The sequence below is a fragment of the Pseudomonas fluorescens genome (assembly GCF_902497855.1).
Taxonomy (GTDB): domain Bacteria; phylum Pseudomonadota; class Gammaproteobacteria; order Pseudomonadales; family Pseudomonadaceae; genus Aquipseudomonas; species Aquipseudomonas fluorescens_BI.
Genome location: NZ_CABVHU010000005.1, coordinates 90,808 through 114,674 on the forward strand (window position 1 = coordinate 90,808; position 23,867 = coordinate 114,674).

Genomic DNA, 23,867 nt, shown 5'->3' on the forward strand with positions numbered 1-23,867 from the left:
GCAGCAGGTTCAGGCTTTTTTCAGCCAATAGCGGTAAACCCCCGCCTCATCTTCCTCACGCAGCAGCGTATGACCGGCCAATCGGGCAAAGGTGCGAAAGTCGCGCTGCGAGCCCGCATCCGTGGCGATTACCTTGAGCACCGCGCCGCTGGCCATGCGATTGAGTTCCAGTTTGGCCTTGAGTAACGGCAGCGGGCAATTGAGGCCGCTGGCGTCGAGTTCGGCGTCATGGGCTACAGCATCGGTCATTGCATCACTCCGGTTCAGGTGGTCGAGGGGCTTAGAATATCTGGTCCGAAGCCTGGTGTCCGGCTACAGTAAGGTCTTTGTCGACTAAGGCTTTGTGCATGACTTTTTTGCGCCCTACCCTGCTGACGCTCGCTTGCCTGCTCGCCTCACCGGGCTTCGCCGACGACCTGCCGTCACTCGGCGACGCCAGTTCTGCCATCGTCTCGCCGCAACAGGAACACCAGTTGGGCCGGGCCTGGCTGGCGCTGTTGCGTAGCCAGGTTTCCCAGCTCAACGACCCACAGCTCAAGGACTACGTCGAATCCAGCGTCTACCGCCTGGTGGAGACCAGCCAGGTCAACGACCGGCGCCTGGAGTTCATCCTGATCAACAGCCCGCAGCTCAACGCCTTCGCGGCACCGGGCGGCATTGTCGGGGTCAACGGCGGTTTGTTCCTCAATGCCCAGACCGAAGGCGAATACGCCTCGGTACTGGCTCACGAACTGGCTCACTTGTCGCAGCGTCACTTTGCCCGAGGCGTCGAAGCCCAACAGCGGATGCAGGTACCGATGATGGCCGCCCTGCTGGCCGGGATCGTGATTGCCGCGGCCGGTGCCGGCGATGCCGGGATCGCCGCCATTGCCGGTACACAGGCGGCGGCGATCCAGGAACAGCGGCGCTTTTCGCGCCAGAACGAACAGGAAGCCGACCGCATCGGCATCCTCAACCTGGAAAAAGCCGGTTACGACCCGCGCTCGATGCCGACCATGTTCGAACGCTTGTCGCGCCAATACCGCTTCGACGCCAAGCCACCGGAATTCCTGCTGACTCACCCGGTGACCGAATCGCGGATCGCCGACACCCGCAACCGTGCCGAACAGGCCAAACCGGGCGGCATCGAAGACACAATGCGATATCAGCTGATTCGTGCACGGGTCCAGCTGATTTATGAAGAAACCCCGGGCCTGGGCGCCAAGCGTTTCCGCGCCCAGCTGGATGAAAATCCGAAAAACGATGTCGCCCGCTATGGCCTGGCAATCGCCCAGATCAAGGGTGGCCAGTTGAACGAAGCTCGGGAAAACCTGGCGTCGCTGCTGGCCAAGTCGCCGAACGAGATCATCTATAACCTGGCTCAGATCGATCTGGATATCACCAACAACCGGCTGCCCGATGCTCAATCCCGGGTGGACCGGATGTTGACCCAGTATCCGGGCAACTATCCGCTCAATTCAGTGCGTGTCGACCTGCTGCTCAAGCAAAACCGTGCGCCCGAAGCGGAAAAAGCCCTGGAGAATCTGCTCAAGAGTCGTCCGGACGATCCGGACGTCTGGTACATGGTGGCCGAAACTCGTGGCTTGTCGGGCAACATCATCGGCCTGCACCAGGCTCGCGCCGAGTATTTCGCCCTGGTCGGCGATTACCGCCAGGCCATTCAGCAACTGGACTTCGCCAAGCGCAAGGCCGGCACCAACTTCCCGCTGTCGTCGCGGATCGACGCGCGGCAACGGGAGTTGATGGAGCAGGAGCGCATGATCAAGGACATGATGGGCTGACGCCTTTTGCGAACGCATAAAAAAACCGCCCTTGTAGGAGCAAGCTTGCTCGCGATGGACGTCAACGATAACGCGTTCTTTCTGAATGAACGCGTCGCCCTTGGGACCATCGCGAGCAAGCTCGCTCCTACAGGGACGGTGTCAACGATGACGCGTTCTTTCTGCATGAACGCGCTGCCCTTGAGACCTTCGCGAACAAGCTCGCTCCTACAGTAACAACCGGATTATTCAGCCAGCTTGAAGGTGATGAAGCTGGCGCGACCTTGACGCAGAACCCGCATCGACACCGAACGGTTCTTTGGCAGTGCCTCGGCGATGTCGGTGAACTCCTTGGTGGAACCGATCGCCTGATTGTTCAGGTGAGTGATCACATCGCCAGGCTGCAAGCCGATCAGGGCAGCAGGACCGTCCTGAACTTCCTTGATGACCACGCCACCCTTGAGGTCGTAGGTTTTCTTCTGCTCGGCGGTCAGCTCGGCCACGGCAACACCCAGGCGATTGCTGCTGCGCTCGACACTGGATTTTGGCAGGGCGTCCAGCTCTTTGCCCTCTTCGGGAATAGCGCCCACCGTCAGCTGGACGTTCTTGCGCTTGCCTTCGCGAATCACTTCCAGATCCGCTTTCGAGCCAGCCTTCAGCGCGCCGACCAGGTGCGGCAGGTCGGCGGACATGACGATCGGTTGACCGTTCATGCTCAGGATCACGTCGCCGACTTGCAGGCCACCCTTGGCCGCCGGGCCGTCATCCTGGATCTGAGCCACCAGCGCACCGGCTGGTTTCTCAAGACCGAACGACTCGGCCAGGTCCTTGTTCACTTCCTGAATGACCACGCCCAACCAGCCACGGCTGACCTTGCCGCCGCTTTTCAGCTGGTTGGATACGTCCATGGCCACGTCGATCGGTATCGCGAACGACACGCCCATGAAGCCGCCGGAACGGGTGTAGATCTGCGAGTTGATCCCCACCACCTCGCCCGCCAGGTTGAACAGCGGACCACCGGAGTTACCCGGGTTGATCGGCACGTCGGTCTGGATGAACGGCACATAGTTTTCGTTCGGCAGGCTGCGACCGATGGCGCTGACGATGCCCTGGGTCACGGTGTGGTCGAAGCCGAACGGCGAGCCGATCGCCACCACCCATTGGCCGGCCTTCAGGTCCTGGGATTTGCCGAGCTTGAGCACCGGCAGGTCCTTGCCTTCGATTTTCAGCAGGGCCACGTCGGAACGCGGATCGGTGCCGACCAGCTTGGCTTTCAATTCGCTGCGGTCAGCCAGGCGGACGAGGATTTCGTCGGCATCGGCAATCACATGGTTGTTGGTCAGGATGTAGCCGTCGGACGAGATGATGAAACCCGACCCCAGGGACTGGGCTTCACGCTGACGGTCACCCCGTGGCGTACGCGGTTGTGGCGGCATGCCGCGCTCGAAGAACTCGCGCAGCATCGGCGGCAAGCCCTCGAGGTCGGGCATCTGCTGGTTCACTTTACGGTCCGGCAGTTTCTGCGTGGTACTGATGTTCACGACCGCCGGCGAGGCCTGCTCGACCAGCTGCGTAAAATCAGGCAATTCGACCGCTTGCGCAGGAACAGCCTGACCAAGCACCAGTACGGTGGCAACAACGGAGAGATAAGACTTCAAACTGAGTATCGACATACAGCTCCCATTACGACGAGCAGGGTTAAGCGATATGGAGCAAGGAACACCGGTCACGACAGGCCGGCATTTTTGTTCCGGGAACAACAGACAAGGCCAGAGCCGAGATGCTCTGACCTATAAAAAATTTTCGGGATATTTGCAAATGAAAATGCTCAGCAAACATTTCGACATCTCGCCGACGAGGTGAAAAATGGCCGAGGCCAGCTCACTGCTTGCTGGTGGCAGCGCTATCGTTACGCATGGACAGCGCAATGCGTTCAGCGGTGCCAGCCGGAATTTCACCGACCACCGTGACCATCATTTCGCCTTCAGGGGTAGTCAAGCGTCGGGAGACAGCGACGGTCGGGCCCATCTGAACGCGAGTATCGGTCACGGCTGCGCCATCCAATGGCTCGAGGAATACCGAGAACCGGGCCAGACCATCGTCATACATCAGACTGTTGACCTGGATTTTGGTCTGCGGATCCTTGCGTGCGGTACTGCTGGTCAGCTCGAAACCGGGTGGCAACCAGTCCGAGTGCCAGGCCTGGGCAACCTTGGCTGCAGAAGCCTTGTCGCTATCGAGGGCGATCGCCTTGCAGTCGTCGCCCGGCTGCAAGTCTCTGTCCGCCGGCACATCGGTGGTATTGAGCTGCGTAAACTGGAATCGCTCCAGCAACTGCCCTTTGTCATTGAGCAGCAACGACTTCAGAGGCAGGCCGGTTTCTTTATCCAGATGCAGTTCGAACCCATAACGATGCTGATCGCGAGGCGTCAGGGAAATGATCACTGCCGAACGCCCGGCCACACGCGACTTGCCAATGACGGCAAGGTTATACCAATTCTTGAGCTTTTGAGGGTCGAGTGCACGAGCAGCGGAATTCGGGGCGTCCCCGAGTCCTGCGATCAGGGTGCCGCTGACGCATTGAGTATGCCCATCAATGCGTACGACTTCCTGGGCCGAGCCATCGAGCTGGAGCAAACGCTCGCGGACCTTGCCATCCTGGACGCGGTGCCAGATGTTATGGGTAGAAAAACTACCGTTACGCTCGTAAACGAAAGTACCGTGAAAGCTTTGCTGTTGCTCGGCCTGGCCCAGACGGGTCAACCAGTCCTGGGCTTCATCGGCATGGGCTGGAACAATGAACCAGCCACCGAGCAGAAGCGTAAGTAAAGGTATGGAGCGCATGGTCCTCCTTAACGGTTTTCCAGACTTGCTGCACGAGCGTACGGCAACGCGCTTTCAGTACCTTTCAGTGCGGCCTGTTGAGCATGCTGGCGCAAGTAGCCTGGCAAACGCTGATCGTGCCAGCCTGGCTGGCCTTGCAATACGCCATTGGCCATGGGACCGGTGGCATCCGAACTCTCACTATAGCCTGCCAAAACAGCTGGACCCTTGACCTGAGGAGCGATCAGACCTTGCTGAGTGGATTGCTGGGCCAGTTCGACTCCGGCGATCTCGTCCTGGTTGTACAGACGAACACCTGCCAATACTGCAACGGTGACCGAAGCAGCGACTGCCAGACGACCCAGGCTGCGCCATGGACCACGGGTAGCTTTTGCCGGTACGGCTTCGTCAGCCAACGCAGCGGAAACAGCCGCGGCAATGTCCAGGCGTGGAAGCAGCAGATCCTTGTGCATCACTGCCCGAGCGATTTGATAACGAGCCCAGGTTTCACGGGTTTCAACATCGTCGAAGGCATTCAGCACCCGACGCAGTTCCAATTCGTCCGCTTCGTTATCCATCACTGCGGACAGCGATTCCTGCAGGGCTTCACGACTCATGGCGTTCCTCTCTTGGCTGTCGCCGCTGTCTTTAGTTTTCCTGCAACAACGGCTGCAGGGCTTTATCGATGGCTTCCCGAGCGCGGAAAATCCGGGAGCGCACGGTACCCACCGGACATTGCATGACGGCCGCAATGTCCTCGTAACTCAGACCATCGAATTCACGTAAAGTTAAGGCTGTACGCAAATCTTCTGGAAGTTGCTGGATGGTTCGATGGACAGTGCCTTCGATCTCATCGCGCAGCAGTGCACGTTCAGGCGACTCGAGATCCTTGAGGCCATGATCGCCATCGTAGAACTCTGCATCCTCGGAACTGACATCGCTATCAGGCGGCCGGCGGCCGCGTGAAACCAGATAGTTTTTCGCCGTGTTAATGGCGATACGGTAAAGCCACGTATAAAACGCGCTGTCTCCGCGAAAATTTCCAAGCGCACGGTACGCCTTGATAAAGGCTTCCTGTGCTACATCCTGGGCTTCATGGGTGTCGTGCACGAATCGCACGATCAACCCGAGAATTTTGTGCTGGTATTTCAGCACTAGCAGATCGAAAGCTCGCTTGTCGCCGCGCTGAACGCGTTCGACCAGCTGCTGATCCTCTTCCTGGGTTAGCATGAACACTCCTCGATAAGCTCGAAGGAGGCTTGCATGACTAAACAACCAGGCTTGCAAACATAGACTCGGGCTTTTCGCAAAAGTTCTCCCCCTACAAGCAAGTTTCCTGCGGGCTCTGATTTGGCACGCACGAAAAGCGCAGCGCGAGTTGACCCGGCTGCGCGAATAATCTTGTCATCGGTTTCGCCGGTGAGGATCCAACCACGATCCAACACTGAAGCCGACACTGTCCCTTGATTCAGGCAACCGTCTATTGATCTTGGGCCTTTGGCAAAAGTTCCAAATATTTATAGCCGGACCAGGCCGACATTGTGCGTCCGTGAACGGAAAAAGGTGTTAAATCCACGATACAGTGCTGGTGTCGCCGAACCGGAGGAAAAATCATCCGACGAAGCGCCCCGTTTTTCCTTCACAGTAGTTTCACAATGCCATACAGGCTCGGCTATTGTGCCGCTCCCCCCCTCTATATACTAGTGGGCTGTGTGGCTGTCTTGACTCGCCGATCCAGGTGTCATGCGCCAACCCCGACCCGGGTCGCTTTGAGCGGAATCCTGAAATGAGCCAACAGTTTCAACATGATGTTCTGGTAATTGGCAGCGGCGCTGCCGGCTTGAGCCTTGCGCTGACCTTGCCCGATCATTTGCGCATTGCCGTCCTGAGCAAAGGCAACCTCGCCAATGGCTCGACTTTCTGGGCCCAGGGCGGTGTCGCAGCCGTCCTGGATGACACCGACACCGTTGAATCCCACGTCGATGACACGCTCAATGCCGGCGGCGGCCTGTGTCACGAAGACGCCGTGCGCTTTACCGTCGAGCACAGTAAAGAGGCGATTCAATGGCTGATCGACCAGGGCGTGCCGTTCACCCGCGATGAACAGTCAGGCACCGAGGACGGTGGATTCGAGTTCCACCTGACCCGTGAAGGCGGCCACAGCCATCGGCGCATCATTCATGCCGCCGATGCCACGGGCGCCGCGATTTTCAGAACCTTGCTCGACAAGGCCCGGCAACGACCGAACATCGAACTGCTGGAACAGCGGGTCGCGATCGACCTGATCACCGAAAAACGCCTGGGCCTGGAAGGCGACCGCTGCCTCGGCGCCTACGTGCTCAATCGTGGCACCGGAGAAGTCGACACCTACGGCGCACGCTTTGTAATCCTCGCGTCCGGCGGCGCCGCCAAGGTCTACCTCTATACCAGCAACCCTGACGGTGCCTGTGGTGATGGCATCGCCATGGCCTGGCGTTCCGGCTGCAGGGTGGCAAACCTGGAATTCAACCAGTTCCACCCCACCTGCCTCTATCACCCGCAAGCCAAGAGTTTCCTGGTCACCGAAGCCCTGCGCGGCGAGGGTGCGCACCTGAAGTTGCCCAACGGCGAGCGCTTCATGCAGCGCTTCGACCCACGCGCCGAACTGGCCCCCCGGGACATCGTCGCCCGGGCCATCGACCATGAAATGAAGCGCCTGGGTGTCGATTGCGTGTATCTGGACATCAGCCATAAGCCCGAAGCCTTCATCAAGGCTCATTTCCCGACGGTGTACGAGCGCTGCCTCGAGTTCTCCATCGACATCACCAAGCAACCGATCCCGGTGGTGCCGGCGGCGCATTACACCTGCGGCGGCGTGATGGTCGACCAGCACGGCCGCACCGACGTGCCAGGCCTGTACGCCATTGGCGAAACCAGTTTCACCGGCTTGCACGGGGCCAACCGCATGGCCAGCAACTCCTTGCTGGAGTGCTTCGTTTATGCGCGCTCGGCGGCGGCGGACATTCTTGAGCAATTGCCCCGGGTGTCGATTCCTGCCGCCCTGCCCGTCTGGGATGCGAGCCAGGTCACCGACTCCGACGAAGACGTGATCATTGCGCACAACTGGGATGAGCTGCGGCGATTCATGTGGGACTACGTGGGTATCGTGCGCACCAACAAGCGCCTGCAACGGGCCCAGCACCGTGTGCGGCTGCTGTTGGATGAAATCGACGAGTTCTACAGCAACTACAAGGTCAGTCGGGATTTGATCGAGCTGCGCAACCTGGCCCAGGTGGCCGAACTGATGATCCAGTCAGCCATGGAACGCAAGGAGAGTCGCGGCCTGCATTACACCCTCGACTACCCGAACATGCTGCCGGACGCCCTGGACACTATTCTGGTGCCGCCCACCTACGCCGACTGAACTTGAGCCGGACCCGCAGGCGTCGGTGCAGATCCGCCGCCTGCGAATCCCGGGGTACACAGATCGATCGGTCGTGCCACTCACCCTGCAGACGAAAACGCAGCACCACGATCAAGGGCAGCGCCAGGCTGTCCGGCCGCAGTTGCACCGGCTGCCAGCCCGCTGCCTGGTTCCACAGCTGCCAGCCATCCCCGTCGCGACGCAAGCCGCGAAACGCCTGGGGATGCGTCAGCAGAATCTGGCGCGGCAACACCCGGATGCCGTGAGCCACGCACAGCGAAATGCCGAGCAGACTGGCCCAGAGCGGTATCGACAGAAGAGAAAACGCACCCAGCGCGAACAGCTGGGCCAACAGATACACCGCCAGCAGCTGCCGTGAGGCCTGCCAGCGGCATTCGAACGAGTTACTTGGGCTGGACACGATCCAGGATCATGCGCACCATGCGCTGCAGCTCCGGATCTTCCGATTCGGCGCGTTCCATGAACCAGCCGAACATGTCCTGATCTTCGCATTCGAGCAGCCTGACGTAGCAGGCGCGGTCAACTTCGTTGAGGTGCGGATAAACCTCTTTCACGAACGGCACCAGCAACACGTCAAGTTCAAGCATGCCGCGACGGCTGTGCCAGTAGAGGCGATTCAGTTCAACAGCTTCGACCATGGAGCGCTCCTCAAATAGGCGGCAAGTATACAGCCCCATGCTCGGTCGAACACTCAGCTTTGGTCGGGCAACAGGGTCTTTTGTGAACTACCCATTTCATGGGCGCCCCCTTATGATGTCCCCCAGACTTATTTACCCTGCGATGACCCATGGCCGACTCAGCTTTTTTCTGCACCCTGTCTCACGAAGGCGTTCTCGCGGTCCGCGGCGCGGATGCCGGCAAATTCCTGCAAGGCCAATTGACCTGCAACCTCGATTACCTGGGCGATACCCGGGCCAGCCTTGGCGCGCGCTGCACGCAAAAAGGCCGGATGCAGTCGAGTTTCCGCATCCTGCTCGAAGGTGACGGCGTCCTGCTGGCCATGGCCAGCGAGTTGCTGGAGCCGCAACTGGCGGACCTGAAAAAGTACGCGGTGTTCTCCAAATCCAAGTTGACCGATGAAAGCGCCGCCTGGGTGCGCTTCGGCATCGAGCAGGGCGATGCCGCACTGCTCGGCCTCGGTCTTGATCTGCCGGCAGACACCGACAGTGTCGTGCGCAATGATGGCCTGATTGCCATCCGCGTTTCCCCTGATCGCGCCGAGCTCTGGGCCGGCGCCGATCAAGCGGACGTCCTCAAGGGCAAGCTGTCGACGCTGCTGGCCGAAGGCGACCTGAATCAATGGCTGCTGGGCCAGGTCCGCGCAGGCATCGGCCAGGTCATGCCGGGCACCCGTGAACTGTTCATCCCGCAGATGCTCAACCTGCAAGCCGTCGGTGGCGTGAGTTTCAAGAAAGGTTGCTACACCGGCCAGGAAATCGTTGCGCGGATGCAGTACCTGGGCAAACTCAAGCGTCGCTTGTATCGCCTGCGCCTGGATGCCGGCGAACTGCCGGAACCCGCTACGCCACTGTTTTCGCCGACCCATGGCAGCGCTATCGGCGAAGTGGTGCTGGCCGCCCGCGCCGGACAAAACATTGAACTCCTGGCCGTGCTGCAGGCCGAAGCGGCAGAAGGTGGCGATATTCATCTGGGCGCGCTCGAAGGGCCAGCCCTGCACCTGCTCGACCTGCCTTATCAACTGGATCGCGATCGCGAAATCCAGCGTTGACTGCAGTACTTGTCGCAACACCCAGAGAGACGAAATGAGCAAGCTGGCGGATAAGGTCCAACAGGATTTGGTTGCGGCCATCGATAACGATGACCTGGTTCTGCCAACGTTACCGGAAGTGGCCTTGCAGATTCGCAAGGCCGCCGAAGACCCGGAAATCAGCGTCAGTACCCTCAGTAAAGTGATCGCCCGCGATACCGCGTTGTCGGCGCGCCTGATCAAAGTGGTCAATAGCCCGCTGCTGCGCGCGACCCGGGAAGTCACTGACCTGCACACGGCGATCACTCGCCTGGGCGTCAATTACAGCAGCAACCTGGCGATCGGCCTGGTGATGGAGCAGATTTTCCATGCCCGCTCCGAGGTCGTGGAACAGAAAATGCGCGACGTCTGGCGCAAAAGCCTGGAAATCGCCGGGATCAGTTATGCGCTGTGCCGCCGTTACACCCGACTCAAACCCGACCAGGCCGCCCTCGGTGGGCTGGTGCATCAGATCGGTGTGCTGCCGATCCTGACCTACGCCGAAGAACACAACGAACTGCTGTCCGATTCGATCAGCCTGAACCATGTGATCGACCGGATCCATCCATTGATCGGCGACAAACTGCTCAGGGTCTGGGAGTTTCCGGAGATGCTGGTGCAGCTGCCTGGGAAGTACCTGGACTTCGAGCGCCAGTCGGTGCGGGTCGATTATGTCGACCTGGTGCAGGTGGCTTGCCTGTTTTGCTACAGGGGCACGGACCACCCGCTTGGCGCAATCGACGCATCCGGCGTGCCGGCGTTGAAGAAGCTGGGAATTGATCTGGAAAACGAGGTGCAATGCAGGGCGCTGGAAGAATCGCGGTCGATGTTCTATTGATCGAGACCGCGTCGCGCCCTTCGCGAGCAAGCCCGCTCCCACTTTCGATCGCATTTCTCCAGGAACAACTCGGTCAAATGTGGGAGCGGGCTTGCCCGCGAAGAGGCCGGCACAAACACCATCAATCTCCAGCAATAAAACTCACCCGCACCTTCAACCCCGCCTGCTCGCCATCATGCAGGCTGATCTGCGCCAGGTGTGCGCGGCAGATTTCACCGACAATCGCCAGGCCCAACCCGGACCCAGCCACCTGCTGATTGCGTCGATAGAAACGCTCGAACACCCGATCACGCTCTTCAAGCGGGATCCCGGGGCCATCGTCCTCGACCTCCAGCACGGCCGGCGCGGTCACCCGCAGAATCACATTGCCGCCCGGTGGCGTGTGAGCCAACGCGTTATCCACCAGATTGCTGAGCAATTCATTCAACAGCGTCGGTTCGCCGCGCAGCCACACTGGCTCATCCGCTTCCAGCGCCAGTGCCACGCCACGCTTGTGCGCCAGCGGCGCCATCGCCATGCCCAATTCGCGCGCCAGCTGACTGAGGTCCAGCAGCTGTGCGCCGCCCTCGGCGATTGCCCGCGCGCCATTCTCCACCCGTGCCAGGGACAACAGCTGGTTCGCCAGATGGGTCAGGCGATCCGTGCCCTGGGCGGCCGTTTCCAGGGTGCTGCGCCAGGTCTGCGGCTCGGTCGAGCGCAGCCCCAGTTCTAGCCGGGCCTTGAGCGCCGCCAGGGGCGTACGCAATTCATGGGCCGCATCGGCAATGAACTGCGCCTGCCGCTCGAACTGCCCGCGCAGGCGCTCGGTGAAATGGTTGAGCGCCCGCACCAGCGGCCACAACTCGTGTTGCACTTCCACCAGCGGCAACGGCCGCAAATCATCGGGCTGACGCTCTTCCACCGCCGTGCGCAAGCGCTCCAGCGGGCGCAGTGCCGCGCTCACCGCGAACCACACCATCAACAACGCACCGATCGCCAGCATGCCCAGGCGCAGCAAGGTGTCCGCCGCCAGGCTGCGTGCCATGCTGACCCGCGCCTCGTCGGTTTCCGCCACGCGGATTTCCGCCATGCCGTTCATGTTCGGCTCGCTCACGGGCTTGAGCAGGCTGACCACCCGTACGTTCTGCCCCTGGTATTTAGCGTTGTAGAAGCGTGCCAGCGCCGGGTAGTCGTCCGTGCGCGGTGTACCCGGCGGCGGCGGCGGCAGGTTTTCGTAGCCGGAAATCAGCTTCTGGTTGATGTCGTTGACCAGGTAGAAAATCCGCCCGGCGCTGTCGTAGGCAAAGGTATCGAGGGCCACGTAGGGCACATCGGCGCTGAGGCTGCCATCGCGCTGGGACACCCCGGCGGCGATGGTCCGGGCCGAGGCCAGCAACGTCCGGTCATAGGCGGTGTCGGCAGCTTCGCGACCGTTCCAGTACGCACTCAAGCCACTGGCCAGCATCAACACCACCAGCAACAGCGCGAGGTTCCACAGCAACCGCCAGCGCAGGCTGCTGGGCTTATGCATCGCGGCTTTCCAGCAAATAGCCGAGACCGCGGAAGGTGACGATAGCGACCGGTTGCCCGTCGAGTTTCTTGCGCAGGCGGTGAACGTAGATCTCGATGGCGTCGGGGCTCGCTTCTTCGTCCAGGCCGAACACCTGGGCGGCCAGTTGTTCTTTACTCATCACCCGGCCCGGTCGGGCGATCAGGGCTTCGAGCACCGCCTGCTCGCGGGAAGTCAGCGTCAGCAGCTCATCGCCGAGGGTAAAGCGCCGGGTGTCCAGATCGTAAGCCAGCACCCCACAGGTCTGCTGACGTTCGCCACCGAGCACACTGCGGCGCAGCAAGGCTTTAACCCGGGCTTCAAGTTCGGTCAGCTCGAAAGGTTTGGCCAGGTAGTCGTCGGCGCCGAGGTTCAGGCCATGGACCCGGTCCTTGACGTCGCTGCGTGCCGTCAGCATCAACACCGGCAGGTTCTTGCCCCGGGCCCGCAGGCGCGCCAGCACTTCGAAACCATCCATGCGCGGCAGGCCGACGTCGAGGATCGCCATGGCGTATTCCTCGCTGCTCAAGGCCAGGTCGGCGGCCACACCGTCGTGCAGCACGTCCACGGTCAGGCCGGTGCTCTTGAGTGCCTGGGCGACACTGTCGGCGAGCTGCAGATGGTCTTCGACGAGCAGAACACGCATGGATATTTACCTCATTCAGGGATGTTCGACGTCATTCTCTGGCGCGGAGTTTACAGCCGCCTCCGCCACTGTGAAGCCCGAAAACCGTGAAAGCCCGCTGAAAGGTTAGCGAAAGGTTCGACCGTTAGAGTCGGCCCACGGATGGTTTCGACAGGCCATCGAACCCTGCTTTGAAATGTAGCTCCCGAAAAACGCCTTGAAGCGTTTTCGCCAATAAGAACAATAACGAGGTACTGCACCATGCTGTCCTTGCAGCTCCAGGCTCACCCTCCCCTTCCTTTCCCATCGTTCACGCTCGCCAGCGCCAAACCCGGCTGCACGGCGCAACACCGTCGCTTCTGAAACATCCCCAAAAACAACAACTCCCGTGGAGACAAAAAAAATGAATCGATCACTGCGCCGTTTTGCCCTCGCCGCCAGCTGCATGCTGTTTGCCGGCCAACTGATGGCCGAGCCAAAACGCCCGGAATGCATCGCCCCGGCCTCGCCAGGCGGCGGTTTCGACCTGACCTGCAAGCTGGTGCAAAGCGCGCTGGTGAACCAGAAACTGCTGAGCAAACCCATGCGCGTGACCTACATGCCCGGCGGTGTCGGCGCAGTGGCCTACAACGCCGTGGTGGCGCAGCGTCCGGCCGACGCCGGCACGCTGGTCGCCTGGTCCAGCGGTTCGCTGCTGAACCTGGCCCAGGGCAAATTCGGTCGCTTCGATGAAAACGCCGTGCGCTGGCTGGCGGCGGTCGGTACCAGCTATGGCGCCATCGCGGTGAAAAAGGATTCGCCTTACAAAAACCTCGACGACCTGGTCAAGGCGCTGAAGAAAGACCCGAGCGCCGTGGTCATCGGTTCCGGCGGCACCGTCGGCAGCCAGGACTGGATGCAGACCGCCCTGATCGCCAAGGCCGCCGGGATCAACCCGCGGGACTTGCGTTATGTCGCCCTCGAAGGCGGCGGTGAAATCGCCACCGCGCTGCTCGGCGGCCATATCCAAGTCGGCAGCACCGACATCTCCGACTCCATGCCGCATATCCAAAGCGGTGACATGCGCCTGCTGGCGGTGTTCTCCGAGAAGCGTCTGGACGAGCCGGAAATGAAGGACATCCCGACCGCCAAGGAGCAAGGCTACGACATCGTCTGGCCTGTGGTCCGCGGGTTCTACCTCGGGCCAAAGGTCAGCGACGAAGACTATGCCTGGTGGAAAGACTCCTTCGACAAACTGCTGGCTTCCGATGAGTTCGCCAAGCTGCGCGATCAGCGCGAGCTCTTCCCGTTCGCCATGACCGGCCCGGAGCTGGACACCTACGTGAAGAAGCAGGTAGCGGACTACAAAGTGCTGGCCAAAGAGTTCGGCCTGATCCAGTGATCGCCTCTGTCTAGCGGCTGCGGCTCCGTATCCCCGGGGCCGCGGCCCAGGAGTTTTTCATGCTCTTACAACGCATTTTCGCTTCGGTGCTGTTGCTGGCCTGTATCGGCCTGGCGCTGATGGCGTGGCCATATCAAGCGGCTTTTTCCTATGAACCGGTGGGACCACGGGCCTTTCCGCTGCTGATGCTCGGCCTGATGGGCCTTGGCCTGCTGTACATGCTGTTTCGCCCGACGCCGATCGTGCACAGCGACGATGACCCCAGGCTCGACCGCGAAACCCTGAACAAGATCGGCATCTGCGTCGTCCTGCTGCTGATCTTCGCCGGGCTGTTCGAACCGCTGGGCTTCATCCTCAGCAGCATCCTGATCGGCATTCCGATGGCGCGCCTGTACGGCGGTCGCTGGGGGCCGAGCATCATCGTGACTACGCTGATGAGCATTGGCCTTTACCTGCTGTTCGACAAGTTGATGGACGTGCCGCTGCCCCTGGGCCTGCTCGACGTTCTGGAGAACTGATATGGATACTTTCAGCTATTTGGGCCAGGGCTTCGGCGTCGCACTCAGTCCGTACAACCTGGTGACGGCGCTGTGCGGCACCCTGATCGGCACCGTCGTTGGCCTGCTGCCGGGCCTGGGCCCGATCAATGGCGTGGCGTTGTTGATCCCGATCGCCTTCGCCCTGGGTCTGCCACCGGAATCGGCGCTGATCCTGCTGGCAGCGGTGTACCTGGGCTGCGAATACGGGGGCCGGATCAGCTCGATCCTGCTGAACATCCCGGGCGAAGCCTCCACTGTGATGACCACCCTCGACGGTTACCCGATGGCCCGCAAAGGCCTGGCCGGCGTAGCGTTGTCGCTGTCGGCCTGGAGCTCCTTCATCGGTGCCTTCATCGCCACCTGCGGCATGGTGCTGTTCGCCCCGCTGCTGGCGAAATGGGCGATTGCCTTCGGACCGGCGGAATACTTCGTGCTGATGGTGTTCGCGATCGTCTGCCTGGGCGGCATGGCCGGTGATCGACCGCTGAAGACCTTCATTGCGGCGCTGATCGGGCTGTTCCTGTCGACCGTCGGCATCGATGCCAACAGCGGCGTGTACCGCTTCACCGGGGACAATATCCATCTGACTGACGGCATTCAGTTCGTGGTGCTGGTGCTGGGCCTGTTCTCCATCAGCGAAATCCTGTTGCTGCTGGAAAAAACCCATCGCGGCCAGGAAGCGGTGAAAGCCACCGGGCGGATGATGTTCAACTTCAAGGAAGCGTCTTCGGTGTTCGTGGTGAACGTCCGATGCGGTCTGTTGGGTTTCATCATGGGCGTGCTGCCGGGGGCTGGCGCAACATTGGCCAGTGCGGTGGCCTACATGACCGAGAAACGCATCGCTGGCACCAAGGGCACGTTCGGCCAGGGCGACATGCGCGGCCTCGCGGCACCGGAAACCGCCATTGGCGCTTCGGCGTGCGGCGCCCTGGTGCCGATGCTGACCCTCGGCGTCCCGGGTTCGGGCACCACGGCGGTGATGATCGGCGCGCTGTCGCTGTACAACATCACCCCCGGCCCGCTGCTGTTCCAACAGCAACCGGACATTGTCTGGGGCCTGATCGCTTCGTTGTTCGTCGCCAACATCATGCTGGTGATCCTCAACATCCCGATGATCCGCATTTTCACCCGGATCCTCGCCGTGCCGAACTGGGCGCTGGTGCCGGTCATCGCCATCATCACCGGGATTGGCGTCTACGCGGTGCACGCCACCACCTTCGACCTGTTCCTGATGATCGGCATCGGCATCTTCGGCTACATCCTGCGCAAGCTGGACTTCCCGTTGTCGCCCGTGTTGCTGGGCTTCATCCTCGGCGGCCTGATGGAACAGAACCTGCGACGCGCGCTGTCGATTTCCAACGGTGCACTGGAAATCCTCTGGTCGAGCCCGATCACCTTCGGCGTCTGGATACTGACCGCGCTGATGCTGCTGATGCCGCTGCTGCGGATCTGGCGCAAGCGTTCGGTCGCCCGGCGCGCCCTCGCCGATGTCTGATCGAACGCCGTTCAAAGCCTGGTGGGGAACCCCGCTGGCCGGTCTGCTGGGCGGTTACCTCGCCAGCCAGATCGGCTGGCCGCTGCCGTGGATGGTCGGCTCGTTGCTGGCGATCATCCTGGTGCGGTGCCTGACCCCTTGGCAATTGGCGGAAATCCCTGGCGGGCGCAAGGTCGGCCAGTGGATCATCGGCATCGGTATCGGCCTGCACTTCACCCCGGTGGTGATGGAGCAAGTGCTGAGCCACTTCGGCTTGATCTTCTTCGGTGCGCTGATTACCAGCCTGTCGGCGGTGGTCGGGGTCTGGTTGATGCGGCGGACCGGTGAAGATCGCGCCACGGCATTCTTTTCCAGCATGCCTGGCGGCTCCGGGGAAATGGTCAACCTCGGCGCGCGTAATGGCGCGGTGCTCAGCCGGGTGGCCGCGGGGCAAAGCCTGCGGGTGTTGGTGGTGGTGCTATGCGTGCCCGCTGCGTTCAAGTATTTGCTGGGCGACGGTGCACCGGTGTTCCATCCGAGCGCCGTCGACTGGCGGTGGCTGGCCTTTCTATTCCCGGCAGGCGCCCTGGCGGCCTGGGTCTGGGAGCGTCTTCGTCAACCCAATCCGTGGCTGTTCGGACCGTTGCTGGTGAGTGCGGCGGTGAGCATCGGTTGGGATCTGCACATCGGCTTGCCCAATGGCGGCAGCCAGATCGGCCAATGGCTGATCGGCAGCGGGTTGGGTTGTCACTTCAATCGGCAGTTTTTCCGTCGCGCGCCGTCGTTCATGGGCCGGACATTGATCGGCACTGGGTTGACCATGTTGATCGCTACGCTGGCGGCGTTGGGATTGAGTGCGCTGACTCATCTGGACCTGCGTTCGCTGACCCTGGGCATGATGCCCGGCGGGATTGCGGAGATGAGCCTCACCGCTGAAACCCTGCAGCTGTCGGTGCCGTTGGTGACGGCGATGCAGGTGATGCGGCTTTTGTTTGTGTTGTTTTTGGCGGAGCCGTTGTTCAAGTATTGGGACCGTCAGCCGGATTCCCCCTAACCTGATCATTCCCACGCTCCGCGTGGGAATGCAGCCCGGGGCGCTCCGCGTCCCTGCCGAAGCGGACGCGGAGCGTCCATTGAGGCATTCCCACACAGAGCGGGGGAACGATCACGCCACCGGCGGCAACCGCCACTCGATCGGCGTCTCGCCATTCTGCTCCAGAAACTTGTTGGTCCGGCTGAAGTGCCCGCACCCGAGAAAACCGCGATAGGCGGACAACGGCGACGGATGCACCGAGGTCAGCACCAAATGCTTGGTGGCATCGATCAATTTCTGTTTGCTCTGGGCATGGGCGCCCCACAGCAGGAACACCAGATGCGGCTGGTGCTCGCTGACCACCTCGATGATCCGATCGGTAAAGTGCTGCCAGCCCTTGCCCGCATGGGCGTTGGCGGTGGCGCGTTCCACGGTCATGGTGGTGTTGATCATCAGCACGCCCTGGTCGGCCCAGCTTTGCAAATAACCGTGGCTCGGGATATCGATGTTCAAGTCGCGCTTCAATTCTTTATAGATGTTCACCAGCGACGGCGGCGCCGGCACGCCCGGTTGCACCGAGAAGCACAGGCCGTGGGCCTGGCCCGGGCCGTGGTACGGGTCCTGACCAAGAATGACCACCTTGACCCTGTCCAGCGGCGTCGAGTTGAGCGCATTGAAAATCATCGGGCCCGGCGGATAGATCTCCTTGCCCGCCGCGCGCTCCTGTTGCAGGAAATTGCGCAACTCTGCCATGTAGGGCTGGTCGAATTCGGCACGCAGGGCCTCCTTCCAGCTCGGTTCGAGTTTGATACGGTCGTCAGCAGTCATGGTTACATCCGGCAAAAACAATGGAGCGAACCCTAGGAAAGCCGACCATGCTTGTCAATTGATCTGACGCAGATCCGGCACTTTCCTGAACAGCGATCATACTGAACGCTCAATTTCCCGATCGAGGTCACGATGAATCTGCACTTCGAAGAACTCACCGGCACCGACGGCGCACGCATCGGCGTTGCCAGCCTGGATGCCGAAAAGACCCTCAACGCCCTGTCCCTGCCGATGATAAACGCCCTGCGCGATCAACTGGAGGCCTGGGCCAAGGAACCGCAAATCGTCTGTGTCGTATTGCGTGGCAACGGCACCAAGGCCTTTTGCGCCGGTGGCGAAGTGCGCAGCCTGGTGGAGGCCTGTCGCGCTCACCCGGGTGAAGTGCCGCCATTGGCTGCGCACTTCTTTGCCGCGGAATATTCCCTGGACTACATGCTGCACACTTACCCCAAACCGCTGATCTGCTGGGGGCATGGTTACGTGCTGGGCGGCGGCATGGGGCTGCTGCAAGGGGCGAGTATCCGCATAGTCACGCCGAGCAGCCGCCTGGCAATGCCGGAGATCAGTATCGGCCTGTACCCGGATGTCGGCGCCAGCTGGTTCCTGTCGCGGCTGCCCGGAAAACTCGGTTTGTTTCTCGGCCTGACCGGCGCCCAGATGAACGGTCGTGATGCGATCGATCTGGACCTGGCTGACCGTTTCCTGCTCGATGAACAGCAAGAAGAGCTGCTCCAAGGCTTGCTGCAGTTGAATTGGCAGGAACAGACGGCCATGCAACTCAACAGTCTGCTCAAGGCCTTGCAGCAGGAGGCGGTCGCGCAGATGCCCGAAGCCCAATGGTTGCCGCGTCGCCAGCAGATCGACGAGTTGTTGGATGTCAGTGACGTGAGCTGCGCCTGGAAAGCCATCAGCTTGCAGCGCGACAACACCGACCTGCTGCTCAGTCGTGCGGCCAAAACCATGTGTGAAGGCTCGCCCGTGACCGCTCATCTGGTGTGGGAGCAGATCGCCCGCGCCCGGCACATGTCCCTGGCTCAAGTCTTTCAGATGGAATACACCATGAGCCTCAACTGCTGTCGTCATCCTGAGTTCAGCGAGGGGGTGCGGGCACGGTTGATCGACAAGGATCAGAAACCGCACTGGCACTGGCCGGACATCAACAACGTGCCCGATGCGGTGGTGGATGCCCATTTCCACAAGGCCTGGGAAGGTCGGCATCCGCTGGCGGATTTGTAGGAGCAAGCTTGCTCGCGATGGACTCAAGGGCAGCGCGTCTAACCAGAAAAAATGCGTTATCGTTAACGTCCATCGCGAGCAAGCTCGCTCCTACAGGTATTCACAGGTATTCGTCGTTAACGGTGGCCACCCCGGTCACCGTGATCGCCGCGGCCGACGTGGTCGCCTCGTCCGCCTCGGTTGTCGCGCCCGCCACGGCTGCGATTGTCGTTGTCCCGACCGCCGCGGTTACGGCTGTCCCAACCGCCCCGACTGTGTCCATCCCAACTGCGACCCTGATGAGCCCGGTAGTCGGCTCGCGGCGCTGACTGGTAATAACGCGGTGCCGGTTGATAAACCCGCGGCTGGTGGTAATACCGCGGCGTTGGCTGGTAATACCGTGCAGGCGGCGAATAATAGCGGCGCGGCGCCGTGTAATAACCCCCGTTGGAGTAGTAAGGCCCGCCACCGGAGTAATACGGCGCAGGGGATGTGTAGACCTCGGACCGGTAGTAGCTGGCTCCTCCATCGGAATAGGGCACGCACGCACCAAGAGACAATCCCGAAAGAGCAATCAGCAGAATCTGGCGGAGCTGTTTTCGACAGAGCATGGCGGCCTCCTGGACCGCGAGTGAGCCACACCAGCGACGCTGGCAGGCGACAGTCAATTATTCGGTGACTGTCGAAAGATCAGACATCGAATTCGAAATCTGGTGCGTTTGTGAAACACATTGAAACAAGTGCCCGATGAAAGGTTTTTCATCATTCACCTGCAGATCAATGGTGCCAGGGGTGATCTCCACCCCCGGTAATAATCCGGACCATGGCCGCCAAAGTACCAATAGCGATAGCTCAGATAAGTGGCCAATCCGGTCCATTGCAGTGCACTCACGCACCATCACAAGGCAATCCTTTACCCTTTCCTGCAACGACTGCAGCTGTTTCCTGCGACCTAGAGCGCTCCCGCGAACTTGGCACGGCTCTCGCTTTAGCAAAGGCGTGCAGGAGTCATCACAGGTTCGCGGCACCACAATTTGCAATGGCTGACTAGGGTTCCGGCTCGCTAAGGCGAGTGGCTGGTCCGAGAGTTGGCGACCTCCAGTTGAGGTTACACGGCGGGACAAAAGCCCGGGAGACAAGCCACCGTTCGCGGTGCCGCGTTGACTCCTGCCCGCCCCTGATCAACTGGAGAACCATCCCATGTCCCGACTTCGATTACCCGCCCTGCTCGCCGCTGCCTTCGCAGCCTTCATGAGCGTCTCGTCCCAGGCCGCCCAGAAAGATCACTTCAGCGTCTGCTGGACCATCTACGCCGGTTGGATGCCCTGGGAATACGCCGGCAGCCAGGGCATCGTCGACAAATGGGCGAAAAAGTACGGCATCCAGATCGATGTGGTGCAGCTCAACGATTACGTCGAATCCATCAACCAATACACCGCTGGCCAGTTCGACGGTTGCACCATGACCAACATGGACGCACTGACCATTCCGGCGGCCGGTGGCGTCGACAGCACCGCACTGATCGTCAGCGACTTTTCCAATGGCAACGACGGCATCGTGCTCAAGGGCGACGGCAAGAAAGTCGGCGACCTCAAGGGCATGGACGTCAATCTGGTGGAGTTGTCGGTGTCCCATTACCTGCTGGCCCGGGCCCTGGATTCGGTGGACCTCACCGAGAAAGACCTGAAAGTGGTCAACACCTCCGACGCCGACATCTCGGCCGCCTTCAACACCGATCAAGTCAACGCCGTCACCACCTGGAACCCGATGCTGTCGGACATCAAGGCCAGGCCCGGCGTGACCGAAGTCTTCAACTCCAGCCAGATCCCCGGCGAAATCATGGACATGATGGTGGTCAACAGCGCCACCCTCAAAGACAACCCGGCCCTGGGCAAAGCCCTGACCGGCGCCTGGTTCGAAGTGGTCGAGTTGATGAACGCGAAAAACGCCGCCGGCAAAGCCGCCCTCGAACACATGGCCAAAGCATCAGGCACCGACCTGCCCGGCTTCCAGGCGCAACTGGACACCACCAGATTGTTCGCCACGCCCAAAGAAGCCCTGGTGTTTGCCACCAGCAAGCAACTGCCGGAGACCATGCGCAAGGTCGCCGAATTCTCGTTCCAGCACGGTTTGCTGGGTGAAGGCGCCAAGGACACCAGCGCCGTCGGCATGGCCTTCGCCAACGGCGTCACCAGCGGCGACAAGGGCAACCTCAAGCTGCGCTTCGACCCGACCTTCGTGCAGATGGCTGCCGACGCCAAGCTGTAAACAGGAGGACTGGCCATGCGCCTGATCAATCGCCACCCGGATCGTCCGAGTCGCCTGCTGTTGGTGATCCTGCCGTTCGCCCTGGTGCTGTTCGCCTACTTCATGGGTTCGGCCGAGCGGCTGACGGACAACCCCAACGACAAGCTGCTGCCCAGCGCGGTGCAGATGAGCGACGCAGTGAAACGCCTGGCGTTCACCGCCGATACCCGCACCGGTGACTACCTGCTCTGGCAAGACACTGCTTCCAGCCTGCGCCGGCTGGCCATCGGCCTGGGCATCAGCGCGTTGGCCGGGCTGTGCCTGGGCATCGCCGCCGGGACCCTGCCGCTGTTCGGCGCGCCGTTGTCGCCGTTGTTGACGGTGCTGTCGATGGTGCCGCCGCTGGCGATCCTGCCGATTCTGTTCATCGTGTTCGGACTGGGGGAGTTGTCGAAAGTGATGCTGATCGTGATCGGCATCACCCCGTGCCTGGCGCGGGATCTGGAACAGCGCGCCCGGGAGATTCCGGTCGAGTTGCTGATCAAGGCCCAGACGCTCGGGGCTTCGACCTGGACCTTGATGCTGAGGGTGGTGCTGCCGCAATTGTTGCCGCGCCTGTTGATTTCCCTACGACTCATGCTCGGCTCGGCCTGGTTGTTCCTGATTGCCGCCGAAGCCATCGCCTCCACCGACGGCCTTGGCTACCGGATTTTCCTGGTGCGCCGGTACCTGGCGATGGACGTGATTTTGCCCTACGTGGTGTGGATCACCCTGCTCGCCTGGCTGATGGATTGGGGCCTCAAGTGCCTGACCCGACGGGCCTTCCCCTGGTACGAAGGTGCCCCTAAATGAGTGATGAAGGAGCGCGGGCATGAGTTTTATCACGGTAAAAAACGTCTGGCAGCAATACGCCGATCAGGTGGTGCTCGAAGGGCTCAACCTGAACGTCAACGAGGGCGAGTTCTGCACGCTGGTCGGCGCTTCCGGTTGCGGCAAATCAACCTTCCTGCGCCTGCTGCTGGGCCAGGAACGCGCCAGTCGCGGCGAGATTCTGCTCGATGGCCAGGCCCTGGCCGGCGAGCCGGATGCCAGCCGTGGCGTGGTCTTCCAGCGCTATTCGGTGTTCCCGCACCTGAGCGTGCTGGACAACGTCGCCCTCGGCCTGGAACTGCCGCGCTCGCCATGGCTCGGACGGTTATTCGGCAGCGCTAAAAAAGACGCACGAGAACAGGCCTCGGTGCTGCTGCACAAGGTCGGCCTCGGCCATTCGCGGGACAAGTACCCGGCGCAGTTGTCGGGCGGCATGCAGCAACGGCTAGCCATCGCCCAGGCGCTGATCATGAAACCCCGGGTGCTGCTGCTCGACGAGCCGTTTGGCGCCCTCGATCCAGGTATCCGCAAGGACATGCACGGCCTGCTGCTGGAGCTGTGGCGCGAGACGCAACTGACAGTGTTCATGGTCACCCACGACCTGTCCGAAGGTTTCAGCCTCGGCACGCGCCTGCTGGTGTTCGACAAGGTCCGCCTCGACCCGCACGCCCCCGGCGCCTATGGCGCGCGCATCACCTACGACATCCCGTTGAACAGCGACCGCCGCACCAATCGCGCGGCCGTCGACGCCCTGCCGGCTCAGCTGGCGGGCACGCTTCGTATCGCTTAGAGGAATTTTGAAATGACTGATTCGACTCAACTGTTCCCGCCCTTCGCCGAAGAAATGCTCCCCGGCGGCGGCCATCGTTCCTTCGTGTTGAAACGCGGGCAACTGTTGCGCCTGACCGACCTGCGCGGTGGCGCCAACGTCAGCCTGACGCTGCTCAACGCCAACGAAAAAACCGAGCGCCTGAACCTGCCCGACAGCCTCAAATGCCAGCACACCGCCAAGCTCACCACGGGCCATTGCCTGTACTCGGACATGGGCCGGGTGTTGGCTGCCATCACCGCCGACACTTGCGGCTGGAGCGACAGCCTCGGCGGCGTGCTGTGCGCTGAAGAGGTCGCGCAAAAATACGGTCAGGGCCGCTATCAGGAACTGCGCAACGGTTTCTTCCGCAACGGCACCGACAACCTGCTGGTGGAACTGGGCAAGTGGGGGCTGGGCCTGTCCGATCTGCTGATGACGCTCAATTTGTTCAGCCGGGTGAACGTCGATGAAGCCGGACGTTTTCACTTCGTCGAAGGCAACTCCAGGGCCGGCGATTACATCGAGTTGTATGCGCCAATGGACACGCTGGTGGTGCTCACCGCCCTGCAGCACCCGATGGACCCGTCGCCGCAATACGCCCCCCAACCCCTGAAGCTCAGCTGGATGAACGCCGACGCCAGCGTCGCCGAACACTGCCGCACCTCGCGCCCGGAAAACGAGCGCGGCTTCATCAACACCGACCGCCTGTTCGCCTGAGGATCGC

24 protein-coding genes and 1 riboswitch are annotated in these 23,867 nt (G+C 61.3%); of the genes, 13 read left to right on the plus strand and 11 right to left on the minus strand.

Annotated features, from left to right (window positions below):
• Positions 1–9 precede the first annotated feature (9 nt).
• Entirely contained in the window at positions 10–249 is a 240-nt protein-coding gene (locus F8N96_RS12125; protein ID WP_028621876.1) for a sulfurtransferase TusA family protein, read from the minus strand.
• Between the two features lie 98 nt (positions 250–347).
• Here F8N96_RS12125 and F8N96_RS12130 point away from each other — a divergent pair, with 98 nt between their 5' ends.
• Positions 348–1,781, plus strand: coding sequence for a M48 family metalloprotease (locus F8N96_RS12130; RefSeq protein ID WP_150798011.1), 1,434 nt, complete (start codon positions 348–350; stop codon positions 1,779–1,781).
• 224 nt (positions 1,782–2,005) lie between these two features.
• Here the strand turns inward: F8N96_RS12130 and F8N96_RS12135 are convergent, their stop codons facing one another.
• The 4 genes from F8N96_RS12135 to rpoE all read right to left on the minus strand — a co-directional run bounded on the left by F8N96_RS12135 (position 2,006) and on the right by rpoE (position 5,813).
• On the minus strand, positions 2,006–3,433 hold the full coding sequence (locus F8N96_RS12135) for a DegQ family serine endoprotease (RefSeq protein WP_150798012.1): 1,428 nt from the start codon (positions 3,431–3,433) through the stop codon (positions 2,006–2,008).
• A 208-nt stretch (positions 3,434–3,641) separates the two neighbouring features.
• Positions 3,642–4,604 carry a MucB/RseB C-terminal domain-containing protein gene (locus F8N96_RS12140; RefSeq protein ID WP_150798013.1) on the minus strand — a complete coding sequence of 321 codons (963 nt, stop codon included), beginning with the start codon at positions 4,602–4,604 and terminating at the stop codon, positions 3,642–3,644.
• An 8-nt stretch (positions 4,605–4,612) separates the two neighbouring features.
• A complete protein-coding gene (locus F8N96_RS12145; RefSeq protein WP_150798014.1) occupies positions 4,613–5,200 on the minus strand; it encodes a sigma-E factor negative regulatory protein in 588 nt (195 codons plus the stop codon).
• 31 nt (positions 5,201–5,231) lie between these two features.
• Positions 5,232–5,813, minus strand: a complete 582-nt coding sequence (gene rpoE / locus F8N96_RS12150; protein ID WP_007944079.1) for an RNA polymerase sigma factor RpoE — start codon at positions 5,811–5,813, stop codon at positions 5,232–5,234.
• A 556-nt stretch (positions 5,814–6,369) separates the two neighbouring features.
• Here rpoE and nadB point away from each other — a divergent pair.
• Entirely contained in the window at positions 6,370–7,986 is a 1,617-nt protein-coding gene (gene nadB, locus F8N96_RS12155; protein ID WP_150798015.1) for an L-aspartate oxidase, read from the plus strand.
• Here the strand turns inward: nadB and F8N96_RS12160 are convergent.
• Positions 7,955–8,407 (minus strand): protein YgfX, encoded by a 453-nt coding sequence (locus F8N96_RS12160; RefSeq protein WP_150798016.1) that lies wholly within the window; start codon positions 8,405–8,407, stop codon positions 7,955–7,957. The two genes, nadB and F8N96_RS12160, sit on opposite strands and share 32 nt — an antisense overlap.
• Positions 8,391–8,645: a succinate dehydrogenase assembly factor 2 gene (locus tag F8N96_RS12165; RefSeq protein ID WP_064679258.1), complete on the minus strand. Its 255-nt coding sequence runs from the start codon at positions 8,643–8,645 to the stop codon at positions 8,391–8,393. The genes F8N96_RS12160 and F8N96_RS12165 overlap by 17 nt, the downstream gene beginning before the upstream one ends.
• A 149-nt stretch (positions 8,646–8,794) precedes the next feature.
• On the opposite strand from F8N96_RS12165, the gene F8N96_RS12170 reads away from it, so the two are divergent.
• A complete protein-coding gene (locus tag F8N96_RS12170; protein ID WP_150798017.1) occupies positions 8,795–9,736 on the plus strand; it encodes a YgfZ/GcvT domain-containing protein in 942 nt (313 codons plus the stop codon).
• Positions 9,737–9,770: 34 nt separating this feature from the next.
• On the plus strand, positions 9,771–10,592 hold the full coding sequence (locus tag F8N96_RS12175) for an HDOD domain-containing protein (RefSeq protein ID WP_150798018.1): 822 nt from the start codon (positions 9,771–9,773) through the stop codon (positions 10,590–10,592).
• A gap of 121 nt (positions 10,593–10,713) precedes the next feature.
• Here the strand turns inward: F8N96_RS12175 and F8N96_RS12180 are convergent, their stop codons facing one another.
• Together F8N96_RS12180 and F8N96_RS12185 are read right to left on the minus strand one after the other, a co-directional pair.
• A complete protein-coding gene (locus tag F8N96_RS12180) occupies positions 10,714–12,102 on the minus strand; it encodes a sensor histidine kinase (RefSeq protein ID WP_064679261.1) in 1,389 nt (462 codons plus the stop codon).
• Positions 12,095–12,766 (minus strand): response regulator, encoded by a 672-nt coding sequence (locus F8N96_RS12185; protein ID WP_008034908.1) that lies wholly within the window; start codon positions 12,764–12,766, stop codon positions 12,095–12,097. Before F8N96_RS12185 ends, F8N96_RS12180 begins: the two co-directional genes overlap by 8 nt.
• A 382-nt stretch (positions 12,767–13,148) precedes the next feature.
• On the opposite strand from F8N96_RS12185, the gene F8N96_RS12190 reads away from it, so the two are divergent.
• The 4 genes from F8N96_RS12190 to F8N96_RS12205 are packed head-to-tail and all read left to right on the plus strand — an operon-like array spanning position 13,149 to position 17,193.
• Positions 13,149–14,126, plus strand: coding sequence for a Bug family tripartite tricarboxylate transporter substrate binding protein (locus tag F8N96_RS12190; protein ID WP_150798019.1), 978 nt, complete (start codon positions 13,149–13,151; stop codon positions 14,124–14,126).
• 59 nt (positions 14,127–14,185) lie between these two features.
• Positions 14,186–14,644 (plus strand): tripartite tricarboxylate transporter TctB family protein, encoded by a 459-nt coding sequence (locus F8N96_RS12195; RefSeq protein ID WP_150766706.1) that lies wholly within the window; start codon positions 14,186–14,188, stop codon positions 14,642–14,644.
• Between the two features lies 1 nt (position 14,645).
• The gene (locus F8N96_RS12200) at positions 14,646–16,160 is read left to right on the plus strand and encodes a tripartite tricarboxylate transporter permease (protein WP_150798020.1); all 1,515 of its coding nucleotides are present in this window, start codon (positions 14,646–14,648) and stop codon (positions 16,158–16,160) included.
• The gene (locus F8N96_RS12205; protein WP_150798021.1) at positions 16,153–17,193 is read left to right on the plus strand and encodes an AbrB family transcriptional regulator; all 1,041 of its coding nucleotides are present in this window, start codon (positions 16,153–16,155) and stop codon (positions 17,191–17,193) included. The genes F8N96_RS12200 and F8N96_RS12205 overlap by 8 nt, the downstream gene beginning before the upstream one ends.
• Before the next feature lie 111 nt (positions 17,194–17,304).
• Here F8N96_RS12205 and ung read toward each other — a convergent pair whose 3' ends face one another.
• A complete protein-coding gene (gene ung / locus F8N96_RS12210) occupies positions 17,305–18,000 on the minus strand; it encodes a uracil-DNA glycosylase (protein ID WP_150798022.1) in 696 nt (231 codons plus the stop codon).
• A 132-nt stretch (positions 18,001–18,132) separates the two neighbouring features.
• On the opposite strand from ung, the gene F8N96_RS12215 reads away from it, so the two are divergent.
• A complete protein-coding gene (locus F8N96_RS12215) occupies positions 18,133–19,236 on the plus strand; it encodes an enoyl-CoA hydratase/isomerase family protein (RefSeq protein WP_150798023.1) in 1,104 nt (367 codons plus the stop codon).
• Between the two features lie 116 nt (positions 19,237–19,352).
• Here F8N96_RS12215 and F8N96_RS12220 read toward each other — a convergent pair whose 3' ends face one another.
• Entirely contained in the window at positions 19,353–19,826 is a 474-nt protein-coding gene (locus F8N96_RS12220) for a hypothetical protein (protein ID WP_150798024.1), read from the minus strand.
• A gap of 425 nt (positions 19,827–20,251) precedes the next feature.
• A riboswitch (guanidine-I (ykkC/yxkD leader) is annotated at positions 20,252–20,352 on the plus strand.
• Between the two features lie 63 nt (positions 20,353–20,415).
• Here F8N96_RS12220 and F8N96_RS12230 point away from each other — a divergent pair.
• Genes F8N96_RS12230 through F8N96_RS12245 form a run of 4 tightly spaced genes read left to right on the plus strand, consistent with a single transcriptional unit; the run spans position 20,416 to position 23,860 of the window.
• On the plus strand, positions 20,416–21,483 hold the full coding sequence (locus F8N96_RS12230; RefSeq protein ID WP_150798025.1) for a putative urea ABC transporter substrate-binding protein: 1,068 nt from the start codon (positions 20,416–20,418) through the stop codon (positions 21,481–21,483).
• A 15-nt stretch (positions 21,484–21,498) separates the two neighbouring features.
• Positions 21,499–22,314 (plus strand): ABC transporter permease, encoded by an 816-nt coding sequence (locus F8N96_RS12235; RefSeq protein WP_150798026.1) that lies wholly within the window; start codon positions 21,499–21,501, stop codon positions 22,312–22,314.
• Between the two features lie 19 nt (positions 22,315–22,333).
• Positions 22,334–23,122, plus strand: a complete 789-nt coding sequence (locus F8N96_RS12240) for an ABC transporter ATP-binding protein (protein WP_150798027.1) — start codon at positions 22,334–22,336, stop codon at positions 23,120–23,122.
• Between the two features lie 12 nt (positions 23,123–23,134).
• Positions 23,135–23,860 carry an urea amidolyase associated protein UAAP1 gene (locus F8N96_RS12245; protein ID WP_138968787.1) on the plus strand — a complete coding sequence of 242 codons (726 nt, stop codon included), beginning with the start codon at positions 23,135–23,137 and terminating at the stop codon, positions 23,858–23,860.
• Positions 23,861–23,867 lie beyond the last annotated feature (7 nt).

What these genes read in the sequence shown, in the direction of transcription:
- F8N96_RS12125 (WP_028621876.1), bottom strand. Translation starts at nt 249, where the DNA reads ATGACCGATGCTGTAGCCCATGACGCCGAACTCGACGCCAGCGGCCTC.
- F8N96_RS12130 (WP_150798011.1), top strand. Translation starts at nt 348, where the DNA reads ATGACTTTTTTGCGCCCTACCCTGCTGACGCTCGCTTGCCTGCTCGCC.
- F8N96_RS12135 (WP_150798012.1), bottom strand. Translation starts at nt 3,433, where the DNA reads ATGTCGATACTCAGTTTGAAGTCTTATCTCTCCGTTGTTGCCACCGTA.
- F8N96_RS12140 (WP_150798013.1), bottom strand. Translation starts at nt 4,604, where the DNA reads ATGCGCTCCATACCTTTACTTACGCTTCTGCTCGGTGGCTGGTTCATT.
- F8N96_RS12145 (WP_150798014.1), bottom strand. Translation starts at nt 5,200, where the DNA reads ATGAGTCGTGAAGCCCTGCAGGAATCGCTGTCCGCAGTGATGGATAAC.
- rpoE (WP_007944079.1), bottom strand. Translation starts at nt 5,813, where the DNA reads ATGCTAACCCAGGAAGAGGATCAGCAGCTGGTCGAACGCGTTCAGCGC.
- nadB (WP_150798015.1), top strand. Translation starts at nt 6,370, where the DNA reads ATGAGCCAACAGTTTCAACATGATGTTCTGGTAATTGGCAGCGGCGCT.
- F8N96_RS12165 (WP_064679258.1), bottom strand. Translation starts at nt 8,645, where the DNA reads ATGGTCGAAGCTGTTGAACTGAATCGCCTCTACTGGCACAGCCGTCGC.
- F8N96_RS12170 (WP_150798017.1), top strand. Translation starts at nt 8,795, where the DNA reads ATGGCCGACTCAGCTTTTTTCTGCACCCTGTCTCACGAAGGCGTTCTC.
- F8N96_RS12175 (WP_150798018.1), top strand. Translation starts at nt 9,771, where the DNA reads ATGAGCAAGCTGGCGGATAAGGTCCAACAGGATTTGGTTGCGGCCATC.
- F8N96_RS12180 (WP_064679261.1), bottom strand. Translation starts at nt 12,102, where the DNA reads ATGCATAAGCCCAGCAGCCTGCGCTGGCGGTTGCTGTGGAACCTCGCG.
- F8N96_RS12185 (WP_008034908.1), bottom strand. Translation starts at nt 12,766, where the DNA reads ATGCGTGTTCTGCTCGTCGAAGACCATCTGCAGCTCGCCGACAGTGTC.
- F8N96_RS12190 (WP_150798019.1), top strand. Translation starts at nt 13,149, where the DNA reads ATGAATCGATCACTGCGCCGTTTTGCCCTCGCCGCCAGCTGCATGCTG.
- F8N96_RS12195 (WP_150766706.1), top strand. Translation starts at nt 14,186, where the DNA reads ATGCTCTTACAACGCATTTTCGCTTCGGTGCTGTTGCTGGCCTGTATC.
- F8N96_RS12200 (WP_150798020.1), top strand. Translation starts at nt 14,646, where the DNA reads ATGGATACTTTCAGCTATTTGGGCCAGGGCTTCGGCGTCGCACTCAGT.
- F8N96_RS12205 (WP_150798021.1), top strand. Translation starts at nt 16,153, where the DNA reads ATGTCTGATCGAACGCCGTTCAAAGCCTGGTGGGGAACCCCGCTGGCC.
- ung (WP_150798022.1), bottom strand. Translation starts at nt 18,000, where the DNA reads ATGACTGCTGACGACCGTATCAAACTCGAACCGAGCTGGAAGGAGGCC.
- F8N96_RS12215 (WP_150798023.1), top strand. Translation starts at nt 18,133, where the DNA reads ATGAATCTGCACTTCGAAGAACTCACCGGCACCGACGGCGCACGCATC.
- F8N96_RS12220 (WP_150798024.1), bottom strand. Translation starts at nt 19,826, where the DNA reads ATGCTCTGTCGAAAACAGCTCCGCCAGATTCTGCTGATTGCTCTTTCG.
- F8N96_RS12230 (WP_150798025.1), top strand. Translation starts at nt 20,416, where the DNA reads ATGTCCCGACTTCGATTACCCGCCCTGCTCGCCGCTGCCTTCGCAGCC.
- F8N96_RS12235 (WP_150798026.1), top strand. Translation starts at nt 21,499, where the DNA reads ATGCGCCTGATCAATCGCCACCCGGATCGTCCGAGTCGCCTGCTGTTG.
- F8N96_RS12240 (WP_150798027.1), top strand. Translation starts at nt 22,334, where the DNA reads ATGAGTTTTATCACGGTAAAAAACGTCTGGCAGCAATACGCCGATCAG.
- F8N96_RS12245 (WP_138968787.1), top strand. Translation starts at nt 23,135, where the DNA reads ATGACTGATTCGACTCAACTGTTCCCGCCCTTCGCCGAAGAAATGCTC.